The 11,679-nt window shown below is 73.8% G+C and carries 7 protein-coding genes and 1 pseudogene; 5 read left to right on the top strand and 3 right to left on the bottom strand.

Features of this window, described 5'->3' with window-relative positions; all coding sequences use genetic code 11:
• Together EYA84_RS16575 and EYA84_RS16570 are read left to right on the top strand one after the other, a co-directional pair.
• Nucleotides 1-1,273 (top strand): prenyltransferase/squalene oxidase repeat-containing protein (locus tag EYA84_RS16575; RefSeq protein ID WP_275540803.1); only part of this gene is annotated, 1,273 nt, incomplete at its 5' end.
• A 95-nt stretch (nucleotides 1,274-1,368) separates the two neighbouring features.
• Complete coding sequence (locus EYA84_RS16570) at nucleotides 1,369-3,690, top strand: nitrate- and nitrite sensing domain-containing protein (protein WP_236145801.1); 2,322 nt, start codon at nucleotides 1,369-1,371, stop codon at nucleotides 3,688-3,690.
• On the opposite strand, the pseudogene EYA84_RS33495 reads toward EYA84_RS16570, so the two are convergent.
• The 3 genes and pseudogenes from EYA84_RS33495 to EYA84_RS16555 all read right to left on the bottom strand — a co-directional run.
• Nucleotides 3,630-5,144: pseudogene (locus tag EYA84_RS33495) on the bottom strand (FAD-dependent oxidoreductase); the annotation flags it as partial. The gene EYA84_RS16570 and the pseudogene EYA84_RS33495 sit on opposite strands and share 61 nt — an antisense overlap.
• A gap of 26 nt (nucleotides 5,145-5,170) precedes the next feature.
• Complete coding sequence (locus tag EYA84_RS16560; protein WP_131053975.1) at nucleotides 5,171-6,148, bottom strand: zinc-binding dehydrogenase; 978 nt, start codon at nucleotides 6,146-6,148, stop codon at nucleotides 5,171-5,173.
• A 94-nt stretch (nucleotides 6,149-6,242) separates the two neighbouring features.
• Nucleotides 6,243-7,739, bottom strand: coding sequence for a DHA2 family efflux MFS transporter permease subunit (locus EYA84_RS16555; RefSeq protein ID WP_131053974.1), 1,497 nt, complete (start codon nucleotides 7,737-7,739; stop codon nucleotides 6,243-6,245).
• A 197-nt stretch (nucleotides 7,740-7,936) separates the two neighbouring features.
• Between EYA84_RS16555 and EYA84_RS16550 the strand changes: the two genes are divergently transcribed.
• The 3 genes from EYA84_RS16550 to EYA84_RS16540 form a co-directional block, all read left to right on the top strand.
• The gene (locus EYA84_RS16550; RefSeq protein ID WP_131053973.1) at nucleotides 7,937-8,395 is read left to right on the top strand and encodes a MarR family winged helix-turn-helix transcriptional regulator; all 459 of its coding nucleotides are present in this window, start codon (nucleotides 7,937-7,939) and stop codon (nucleotides 8,393-8,395) included.
• Between the two features lie 16 nt (nucleotides 8,396-8,411).
• The gene (locus EYA84_RS16545; protein WP_131053972.1) at nucleotides 8,412-9,443 is read left to right on the top strand and encodes an LLM class flavin-dependent oxidoreductase; all 1,032 of its coding nucleotides are present in this window, start codon (nucleotides 8,412-8,414) and stop codon (nucleotides 9,441-9,443) included.
• Nucleotides 9,444-9,520: 77 nt separating this feature from the next.
• A partial coding sequence (locus EYA84_RS16540; protein WP_131053971.1) for a BTAD domain-containing putative transcriptional regulator occupies nucleotides 9,521-11,679 on the top strand: 2,159 nt, incomplete at its 3' end.

The raw sequence follows: 11,679 nt of genomic DNA, 5'->3' as shown, positions 1-11,679 counted from the left end.
GACCGCGCTGGCCCGGGGGCTGGGGGCCGGCGCGCCGTTGCCGGACACCCCGGCGGCCGATCTGATCGTGCCGGCGTTGACCGGTCGCATCGACACGCACCTGGCCCGGCTCCGCGACCGGGACACCCCGACACTGCTCGCCACCCATCCGCTGCCCCGGGTGGACCGGCGGCGCCTCGACGCGGTCTCCGCGCTGCTCGCCACCGACCGTCCGATGCCGCGCAAGCTCTGGCACGCCTACGAGGTGCTCGGACCGAACGCCGCCTCCCGGGACGAGGTGCGTCCCGTCGACGGTGCGGTGGGCGCCTCGCCCGCCGCCACGGCCCGATGGCTCAACCAGCGGCGAACGCCGGACCGGGCCGCGCGGGCGTACCTGGACGAGGTGGTGGCCCGGTACGAGGGCCCGGTGCCGTGTTGCACCCCGATCACCGTGTTCGAACGGTCCTGGACGCTCGGCACGCTCATCCGGGCGGGCGTGCCGGTCCGACCGTCGCCCGCGCTGGTGGCCGGACTGGTCGCCGCGCTCGGCCCGGACGGTGCGGCGACCGGACCGGGGCTACCGGCCGACGCGGACACCACCTCGGCCACCCTGTACGCCCTGGCCCGGCTGGGCCGGCCGGTCGACCCGGCGAGTCTGTTCCGCTACGACCTCGGCAGCCACTTCTGCACCTGGCGCGGGGAGGACGGCGACTCGGTCACCACCAACGCGCACGTGCTGGAGGCGCTGGGCTGGCACGCCCGGCACACCCGTGAGGGAGCGAACCGGTACGGCGCCCGGGTCGCGGCCCTCGGTGGCTGGTTGCGGGAGGTGCAGCAGCCGGACGGTCACTGGACGGACCGCTGGCACGCCTCGCCCTACTACGCCACCTCCTGCGCCGCCCTGGCGCTGGCCGGGCACGCACCGCCGGAGGTCGCCGCGGAAGCCGTCGACCGGGCCGTCGGGTGGGTGCTCGCCACCCAGCGCGACGACGGGGGCTGGGGGCGATGGTCGACCACCGCGGAGGAGACGGCGTACGCGGTGCACGTGCTGCTCGGCGCAGGCGGTCGGCGGCGGCCCGAGGCGGTGGCGGCAGCCGGTCTGGCGCTGCCACACCTGCAGGTCGGCGCCACCACCGACCCTCCACTATGGCATGACAAGGACCTCTACACGCCGCTCCTCGTGGTGCGCGCGGCGGTCCTCGCGGCGCGGCGTCTGGCGCTCACCGAGGGCGCGGCACGCCGTGGCGGTAAGGGCCCCGCGGCCCCCCACCAGGGCATGATCACGAGCGCTTGAGTTGCAACGGTGACGCTGTTAGCGTGCGCCGGGGTCGGTGCGTGTGTCGCCCGCCTGACTGACCGATCAACTCGCTCCGGGCCAGGGACGGTGTAATGGGTTCCCGCAGTTCGAATCTGCGTACCAAGGTCGTGGCCCTGTTGGCCTCGCTGGTGGCACTCTGGAGCTTCACCGCCTGGGTGACCATCCGGGAGGGTGTCAACCTCGTCGGCGTGCAGGCCCTCGACGTCCGGGTGTTCGACCCCACCGAGCCGCTGCTGTTGCAGTTGCAGTTGGAACGCCGGACCTCGCTGGCCTACCTCGGGCGGCCCGAGGACCGCAGGCGCGGCGAACTCGTGCAGGTGCGTCAGCGTACCGACGAACTGGCCGCCGAGTTCGAGGAGTCGGCCGGGCACTGGCAGGTCGGCCTGCTCGGCAGCGACGCTCTGCAGCAACGGATCAGTGACCTGAACCGTAGGATCGCCGCGCTGTCGGACACCCGGGCCGCCGTGGACGACCGCAACATCGGCCGCAGCGAGGCCGGCGGTGCGTTCACCCGGGTGATCGAGTCGATCTATCAGGTCTACGACGAGTTGGGCAATCTCGACGACGACCAGGTCGCCGAGGACACCACCCAACTCATTCAGCTCAACCGGGCCCGGGAACTGCTGTCCCAGGAGGACGCCCTGCTCGCCGGGGTGCTGGCCGCCGGCCGGATCACCGTGAGCGAGCGCGCGGAGTTCACCCGGATCGTCGGTGCCCGCCACTTCGTCGCCGAGCAGGCGGTCGTCCGGCTGCCGCAGGCGGATCAGGCCCGTTACCAGCAGATGTCCTCCGGTCCCAACTTCCGCCGGCTGGCCGACCTGGAGAACCAGGTGATGCTGGCCGGCAACAACACGCGGCTGCCGTTCAGCGTCGAGGGGTGGACCGACGCCACCGGGCCGGCGCTGATCGAGATCGGCGACGTCGTGCTGGCCGGTGGTGACGACGTGGTCGAACGGGCCACCCCTGTGGCCGTCGGCGTCATCATCCGGTTGGTGCTCGCCGCCGGTCTCGGCCTGCTCGCCGTCATCGCCTCGGTGATCGTCTCGGTCACCACCGCGCGTGCCCTGGTGCAGCAACTGCAACGCCTGCGGGACGCCGCGTTCCAGCTCGCCAACGAACGACTGCCCGATGTGGTGGATCGGCTCGGCCGGGGCGAGCAGGTGGACGTGGCCAAGGAGGCGCCGCCGCTGCAGTTCGGTGACGACGAGATCGGCCAGGTGGGCAAGGCGTTCACCGTGGTGCAGGAGACGGCCATCCGGACCGCGGTGGAGCAGGCGGAACTGCGCCGCGCGGTACGCGACGTCTTCCTGAGCCTGGCCCGGCGTACCCAGGCCCTGGTGCACCGGCAGCTCACCCTGCTGGACTCGATGGAGCGCCGGGAGCAGGACGCGGAGGAACTGGAGGACCTGTTCCGCGTCGACCACCTGGCCACCCGGATGCGGCGTAACGCGGAGAACCTGATCGTGCTCTCCGGTTCCACGCCCGGCCGGGCCTGGCGCCGCAGCGTGCCGATGGTCGACGTGGTCCGTGGCGCGGTCGGTGAGGTCGAGGACTACACCCGCGTCCAGGTGCTTCCGATCAGCGGGGTGTCGCTGGCCGGGCGGGCCGTCGGTGACGTCATCCACCTGCTCGCCGAGCTGATCGAGAACGGGCTGTCGTTCTCGCCACCGCACACCACCGTGGAGGTGCGCGGGCAGCTGGTCGGCAACGGGTTCGCCCTCGAGATCGAGGACCGAGGACTCGGCATGACCGAGGAGGACCTGGCCGCCGCCAACCACCGCATCGTGGACCGCTCCGAGCTCAACCTCGCCGACGCGTCCCGGCTGGGCCTCTACGTGGTGAGCCGGCTGACCGACCGGCACGGGGTGCGGGTACACCTCAAGGAGTCGCCGTACGGCGGGACGACCGCCGTGGTGCTGATCCCGGGTGACCTGATCATCGTGGACGGCGCACAGCCGGCGGTGTCGCAGTCGACCACCCGGAGCAAGACCCCGGAACTGCCCGCCGACGCGGCCCCCACCCCGGACGAGCGGTCACCCGCACCGGTGGCGGTGGCGGCACCCACCGCACCCCGGACGGAGACCCGGGCGGCCGAACCGCTCGCGTCGTCCTCGGCGGAGCCCGCCGAGGAGAGCACGGGCCTGCCGACCAGGTCCCGCCGCCGGCCCGGTCAGTCCGCCCTGGACGGACCGACCATCCCGATCGAGGTGCCGGTGACCTCGGCACCGGGTGAGAGCCCGGCCCGGCCGCCACCGCGCACGTCTCATCGCCGCAACAGGGTCCGTAGCACCTGCTCCAGCCGCGCCTCGGGATCGGGCAACGGGCCCACCGCCCGCCAGGCCACGAAACGGTCCGGCCGCACCAGCGTGGCGCCGTCGGGCCCGATGCCGTAGCGGGCGTCGAACTGGCCGTCCCGGTCGGCGTACTCCCCCGTCGGGCCGATCGTGTGCACGACCAGGGGCACGCCGAGCCGCTCGGCGGCCTGCCTCGCCGGTTCCGCCCAGGCGGCCCCCGCCGACCCGGTCAGCAGCACGAACCCCGTACCGAACAGTGCCGTCGTCGAGGTGTCGGCGCCGTCCGGGCCGGTGAGCGGCAGGAAGGGCGCCCGCGATCCGGGCCGGCCGGTCGCCGTGGTCGGGTCCTCCACGAGCGTGCCGTCGTCGCCGGGTTCGAGCAGGACCGCACCGGCCGGGTACCGGTAGCCGAAGGCGAGCACGGCCGGTGGCAGCGGGGCGGGCACGCTGTCGTCGCGCAGCTCCGGCGCCACCCGCTCGACCAGGTTGGCGAACTGCTGCTCGACGAGCAGCCGGGCGTACGGCCCCCGCTCGGCCTGGTACGTCGAGAGCAGGTCGGGCCCCGCCCAGCCCTGGACCACGGCGGCGAGCCGCCAGCCCAGGTACCACCCGTCCATGATCGCCGTGTTGCCGCCGAGCCCGCCGGTCGGCGGCATCACGTGGGCGGCGTCGCCGGCCAGCAGCACCCGCTCCACCTGGAACCGTTCGGCGACCGCGCAGGCGATCGAGGTCTCGCCGTACTCGGTGATGTCCATCGGCAGGTCCGCGTCGAGTCCCAGGTCGACGGTGATCTGCCGGGCGATCGCCTCCCGGGACCGGTGCCAGCCCTCCGGCAGCTCCGGGGTGAGGTTGCGGAAGTAGCCGTACAGGCCGGGGATCTCGGTGTTGAACAGCACCGCCCGGTTGACGTGGAAGGCCGCGAACCGGGAGCCGTCGGCGGCACCGGGCGTGTGCGCCAGCGGCTCGCTGAGGTCGGCCTTGAACAGCACCCGCAGGACCTGCCCCACCACGCCACGCCCCTGCAGGGGTACGCCGAGCGACTCCCGCACCGGGCTACGCCAGCCGTCGGCCGCGACCAGGTACGGCGCCCGCACCCGGTGACGCGTACCGGTCTCGGTCTCCTCCAGGAACGCGGTCACACCGTCGTCGTCCTGCGCCAGGCCGAGCAGCCGGGTGCCGAAGCGCACCTCGGCGCCGAGGTCACGGGCCCGCTCGGCGAGAGCGGCCTCCGCACCGGACTGGCTGGCCGTCCCCCACTCCTCGGGCGACACGTGCCGCATGGTCAGCTCCCGGCCGCTGACCAGCGTCCTGGTGACCGGGCCGCCCAGTCGGGGCGCGAGCACCATGGAGAACTCGGTACGGTCCGGACGGCTCAGGTCGCGGATCCGGTCCACCAGGCCGGCCACCCGCAGCGCCTCCATGGTGTGCGGGTACTGACCGGTGGCCTTGACCCCGGTCGACGTGCCGGCGCGGCGCTCCACGACCAGGGGACGCACCCCGTGCAGGCTCGCGAAGATGGCGGTGCTCAGACCGGCCGGGCCGGCACCGACCACCACCAGCGGCCGGTGCTCGACGGCGGTCACGGGACCAGCACCACGCGGCCGAGCTGGCGGCGGTCCTCGATGAGCCGGTGTGCCTGCGCCGCCTCCTCCAGGGGCAGGACCGCGTGCACCGCCACCCGCAGCCGGCCGTCCCGGACCAGCTCGGTCAGCTCCCGCTGATGCCGTTCCGCCTCCTCGGGGGCGGCGGCGAGCCAGGCGTCGAACGCGGTGCCCACGATGCTCTTGAGACCGAGCAGATCGGTCAGGGCGACCCGCGCCACGTCGCCGTCGGCGCCCGCGAATCCGTAGTAGACCAGACGGCCGAGCGGTTTCAGCAACGCGAGGCTGGGTGCGAACACCGGCCCTTCGACGCTGTCCAGGACCACGTCCACTCCGGCGCCACCGGTCGCCGCCCGCACCTGCTCGGCCCAGTCCGGTGCGGTGTAGTCGACCACGACGTCGGCACCGTGGTCGCGGACGAACGCCGCCTTCTCCGGCGAGCCGACCGTGCCGATCACGGTCCCGGCGCCGCGCAGCTTCGCCAGTTGGGTCACCAGGTGCCCGATCGCCCCGGCGGCGGCGTGCACGAGCACCGACTCGCCGGGGGCGAGCCGGCCGACGCTGAGCACGTTCGCGGCGACCTGGGCGGTCGAGGCGAGCGCGGTGGCGACCGGCGCCGACACGTCGTCGGGTACGGCGACGGCCTGCCCGTCGGTGACGAGGACGTGGTCGGCGTACGCGTCGGCCACGCCCCAGGCGGCCAGCCGGTCGCCGACCGCGAAGCGGTGCGCGCCCGGGCCGGCCGCCTCCACCCGGCCCACCACGTCCCCGCGCGGCGCACTGGGCACCGGTGACGGGAACGGTGCGGTGCCGGAGCGCAGCTGGGTCTCGATGAAGTTGACGCCCACGGCCTCGACCCGGACGCGCAACTGGCCCTCGCCGGGCTCCGGCACCGGCACCTTGTCGACGGTCAGCACCTCGGGACCGCCGTGCTCGGAGTAACGGATGACGCGCATGCGGGGGCTCCTCTTCCGTCGACCGGCGGCGCGGTGCCGCCACCGCCGGTTCTAGCCGTGGACACTCGCGGCCGGGTCGAGGACGCCCCCAGCGTCAGGCGGGTTGTCGTGGCGCGCGCAGCGGTCCGGGCACGAACGCGGCGGCCAAACCGGCCACGAGCGCGAACCCGACCACGAACCAGTACGTCCGGCCGTACGCCTCGGGGGCGAAGGTGCCGGCCGCCGCGAGACGGTCCTGGAGGGCGACCGCCACCACGGCGATGCCCAGCGCCCCGCCGATCTGGTTGAGGATGAACAGCGCGCTGGTGGCCCGGGGCGCGTCGGCGTCACCGACGGCGAGGTACATGAACGCCATCACGCCCGGCACCGTGAACCCGATCCCGAATCCGCCGACGCCGAACGCGACGGCGGTCACCGTCTGCGACGTGTCCGGTCCGACGCCGGAGAGCACCAGCGCGGCGAGTGCGGCGAGCAGCATGCCGATCGGTGCGGTGGCCCGCGCGGTGAGGCGGGAACCGGTCTTGCCGACGGCGATGGCACCGGCGGCGCCGAGGATGCCGGAGGGGACCATCAGCAGGCCGGCGTGCAGTGCGCCGAACCCGCGTGCCTGCTGGTAGTAGAGCGGGGTGAGGAACAGCAGCGCGTTGGCGACCGCGCCGACGAGCAGCATGGTGACCACCGACATGGTGAACCCGCGCTTCTGGAACAGCCGTACGTCGATCAGCGGTGCGCTGGTACGCAGGGAGTGCAGCACGTACGCCACGAGCAGGGCCGCGCCGACGACGAAGGCGGTGACCGCCCGCCCGTCACCGAAGTCGCCGCGGTGCGCGGCGGTGACGAGGCCGTAGATCAGCGCGGCGAATCCGGGCGAGAGCAGGGCCAGGCCGAGCAGGTCCAGTTTCGGCGCGGTGGTGTCCCCGGTGGGACCGTCGGCGGGCAGCACACGAAGCGCGAGCACCAGCGCCACCACGCCGACCGGCAGGTTGATGAAGAACATCCACCGCCAGCTGATGTCGTCGACGAAGAAGCCGCCGAGGATCGGGCCGAGCACCGGGCCGACGGTGAGCGGGATCGAGATGAGGCCCATCGCCTTGGTGACGCGGGCGGGGCCGGCGGCGCGGGCGATCAGTGCCTGCACGACCGGGAAGATCATGCCGCCGCCGATCCCCTGGACCACGCGGAACGCGATCAGGCTCTCGGCGGACCAGGCCAGACCGGACAACAGCGAGCCGAGGGTGAACAGCACGACGGCGAAGATCCACACTCGTCGGCCGCCGAACCGGTCCACCCCCCACCCGGCGACCGGGGTGGCCATCGCGACGGCGAGCAGATAGACCGCGGTGACCCACTGGATGGTGGACAGCGGCGCGTCGAACACCGCGGTCAGGCGCGGCACCGCGACGTTGACGATCGTCTCGTCGAGAAGCGCCATGAGCAGGGCCAGCAGCAGGACCCCGGCCATCTTGAGGAAGGCCGGGTCGAGGCGGTCGTCGGTGACCGGGGTCGGGCCGGTGGGATCGGGCGCGTCGTCGGGTGCCCGCCGCGACGCGGCCCCCTCGGTTGCGGCCAGAGACGGCGTGTCACTGGACATGGTGTGGACCTCCGAGCCGGGTGATCGGGGATTGACGCTGGGATACTACATGCATGTGCACACATTGTTCTGGCGCACTTCAGCGTGCCGTACGCGTTTCCCTGCCCCGACTCGCAGTCAGGCACGAAAAGAAGATGCTGTTACATTGAATGAGCAGCGACATGTAGGGTAGGGCGGTAGCAGACGAAGGGGGCCCGATGGCGGAGCGACGCGACGGACAGCCCGACCTGCTCGCCCTGTGGCGGCAGCTGACCGTCCTCACCGGTCGACTCGGGCAGACGCTGGACCGACGGCTCACCCGCGACTTCGACCTGACCCTCACCGAGCTGCTCGTGCTCGACGAGCTGACCCGGGGCAACCCTCGGGGCATGCGCATCCAGGACCTCAGCGACGCGGTCGCCCTCGACCAGTCCTCGATGAGCCGCCTGGTCACCCGCCTGACCGCCAAGCAACTCGCGGCCCGGGTGAGCTGCGCGCACGACCGCCGTGGGGTCTACTGCCAGATCACCGAGCCCGGCCTGGAACGGCACGCCCTGGCCGCCCAGGCATGCCGGGCGGAGCTGGCCACCGCACTGGACGCCGCCGCCTTCGACGAGCGCCTGGCCTCCGTCGTCGCGCGGCTCACCCGCCCCGTCGGCCTGCCCGCCGACGCCTGACACGCAGGGAGCACCCGTGCAGCTGTCGATCCTCGACCAGTCGATGATCCCCGAGGGGTCCACTCCGACCCAGGCCCTGCACCACACTCTCGACCTGGCCCGCGCGGCCGACGCGCTGGGCTATCACCGCTACTGGCTCGCCGAGCACCACGCCACGCCGTCGTTCGCGAGCCCGGCCCCCGAGGTCATGGTGGCCCGGCTCAGCGGTGAGACGAGGGGGATCCGCATCGGCAGCGGCGGCGTGCTGCTGCCGTACTACAGCCCGTTCAAGGTCGCCGAGACCTTCCGGGTGCTGCACGCCCTCGCACCGGGCCGGGTCGACCTCGGCATCGGGCGGGGCGCAGGAGCCAGTTCCCGCGACGCCCGGCTGCTCAACCCGCACCTCTACACCTCCTCCGACGACGCGTTCGGCGACCAGGTCGACGCGGTGCGCGCGTTCCTCGGCGCCGTCGGCGACCAGGGCGGCATCATGCCGTCGGTGGAGGGCACCCCCCAGGTCTGGCTGCTCGGCGCGAGTCCGCCCAGCGCGGCCCTCGCCGGTCGACTCGGGCTGCCGTATTCCTTCGCGCACTTCGGTCGCCCGGAGCTGGTCACCGAGGCGGTGCAGACCTACCGGCGGCATTTCGACCCGCGCACCGGCGGCACCCCCCGGGTGATGGTCGGCATCGGCGTCTACTGCGCGCCGACCCGCGAGGAGGCGGAGCAGATCTTCGCCAGCCAGCGCCTCTTCCGGCACCGGATGTCGCGGGGCGACCTGCGACCCGTGCCCCCCGCCGAGGTGGCGCTCGCCCAGCTGCCCGGTCTCGCCGAGGATCTGTCGACCGAGCGCACCGAGTGGCCGCGCTACCTGGTCGACTCCCCCGACGAGGTCGCGCGGCAGCTCACCGCGATGAGCGAGGCGGTGGGCGTGGACGAGTTCGTCGTCCTGTCCACGATCCACGACCACCGGGCCCGGGTGCGCTCGTACGCGCTTCTGGCCGAGGCCTGCGGCCTGCCCCCGCGCGACGTGCCCCGACGGTCGACGCTCGCCACCCTGCAACCCACATGACGAATATGACCGGCACGCATTTCCCGTCCGGAAACATCGAGGCGCGACGATAGAAGGCCCACCGTCCAGGAGGCCGCGTGACCGCGACAGCCGGAACCGGGCAGACCGCCGACGACGAGTACCGCGTCCTGGGACCCCTGGTCGCGACGCTCTCCGGCTGCCCGGTGCCGGTCACCGCCCCGAAGCAACGCGTCTTCCTCGCGGCGCTGCTGCTGCGGGCGAACACCTGGGTCGGCGCGCCGGAACTGGTCGGCGCGGCGTGGCACGACCGACCCCCGGAGAACCCCCGGGCCGCCCTCCACGTGCACCTCTCCCGGCTGCGCGCCCTCTTCGCCGGCATCCGCCCCGACGTGCCCGCGCCGATCGAGACCCGGCCGGGCGCGTACCGCATCGTCGTGCCGCCCGGGTCACTGGACCTGCACCGCTACCGCGAGGCGGCGACGCGGGCCCGGGAGGCACGACGCGCCGGGCGACCGGACGTCGAAATGTACTGGGTGCGGCAGGCGCTGGCGGAGTGGCGCGGGGAACCACTCGCCCTGGTGCCGTCGGTACGCATCCGGCAGGAGGTGGTCACCGGCCTGGTGACGGATCTGCTGCACCTGACGGAACGACGCTTCGAACTCGAACTGGCCCTGGGTCGGCATGCCGAGGTCGTCGGGGAACTGCGTACCGCCGTCGTCGCGCACCCGCAGCGGGAACGCCTCTGGGCGCAGCTCATGGAGGCGCTCGCCGGCAGCGGTGACCGGGCCGCCGCACTCGCCGCGTACCACCGGGCCCGCGACCGGCTGCGCGAGGAGTTCGACGCGACGCCCGGCCTGGAGCTGCGGCAGCGGTACCGACGACTGCTGGCCGAGACCGGCGACGCCGCGCGGCCCCGGACGCCGCAGCGTCGGACCGACCGTCCCGTGGTGGCCGCCCGCAGCGGCTGGCGGGCGCAGTGCCAACTACCCCCGGACGTCGCCGACTTCGCCGGGCGAGGCGACTCCCTTGCGGAGCTGCACGCGGCGCTGCGCGCGACGCCGGACGGGCCACCGGTGGTCTGCCTGACCGGGGCACCGGGCGTCGGCAAGTCGGCGCTGGCGGTCCGCACCGCACACCGCCTGCGGGACCGGTTCCCCGACGGCCAGTGGTATGTGCACGCCAGTGAGGCCGACGGCGCAGGCCGCGACTGGCCGCAGATCCTCGCCGAACTACTGACCGCCGCCGGAGAGGACCGTCCACCGGCCACCCCCGCCGCCGGGGCCCGCGCGTTGCAGCGCCGCCTCGCCGGTCGCCGGGTACTCATCGTCATCGACGACCTGCACGACGCCTCGGCGCTGCGCGGCCTCTTCCCACTCGCCGCCGACTGCGCGGTCCTCGTCACGCACCGCGGGCGACCGGAGGCCCTCACCTCCTGCCCCGGCGTCCGGGTCGTCGCCCTCGACGTGCTCTCCCCCGCCGAGTCGGCGGCGCTGCTGACCGTCATGATCGGACCGGACCGGGTCACGCGGGAACGCGCGGCGCTGGCGGCGCTCGTCGACCACTGCGACCGCCTGCCGCTGGCGCTGCGGATCGCCGGGGCCCACCTCGCCACCCATCCGAGCCAGGGCATCGGCGAATTCGTCGAGCTGCTCGGCGCCAACCCGCTCGACGCGCTGAGCCTGCCCGGCAGCCGTCGCGCGGCGGTCCGCACCGCGTTCCACCTCGCCTACACCGCGCTGCCGGCGCGTACCCGGAGGATCTTCCGGCTGCTGGCGCTCGTGCCGGGGGTGTCGCACCGCGCCGAGACCGTCGCGGAGCTGGCCGGCCTGCCCGTCGCCACCGCGTCGCACGCACTGGACGAGTTGGTCCGCGCCCAACTCGTCGAGCAGGGCAGGGACGGGGCGGTACGCCTGCACAGCCTGATGGCACGCTACGCCGCCGAGCGGGGCACCGCCGAGGACGCCCCCGCGTACCGCCGGGCGGCGCTGCGCCGGTTGGGCGGGTGGTATCTGCGCACCGCCGACGAGGCGGTCGGGCTGTGCCACCCGGAGGTGGTCCGGGTGCCCGTCACCCCCCGGACCTCGACCTTCGCCGGGCGCCGGGCGGCTCGCGGCTGGCTGGCACGGGAACGCCGCAACCTCGTCGCGGTGGCGGTGCACGCCGCGTCCACGGGACTGGTGCCGCTGGCGGTCCGGCTGACCGACGTGTTGCGCGGTCCGTGCGGAGCCGACCGGCACCACGCCGACTGGCGGTCGGCCGCCGAGGCGGCGGTCGG

The organism is Verrucosispora sp. SN26_14.1 (assembly GCF_004307965.1).
Lineage (GTDB): Bacteria > Actinomycetota > Actinomycetes > Mycobacteriales > Micromonosporaceae > Micromonospora.
The sequence above is the reverse complement of the archived record's forward strand: the minus strand, read 5'-3'. Positions and strand labels throughout refer to the sequence as shown.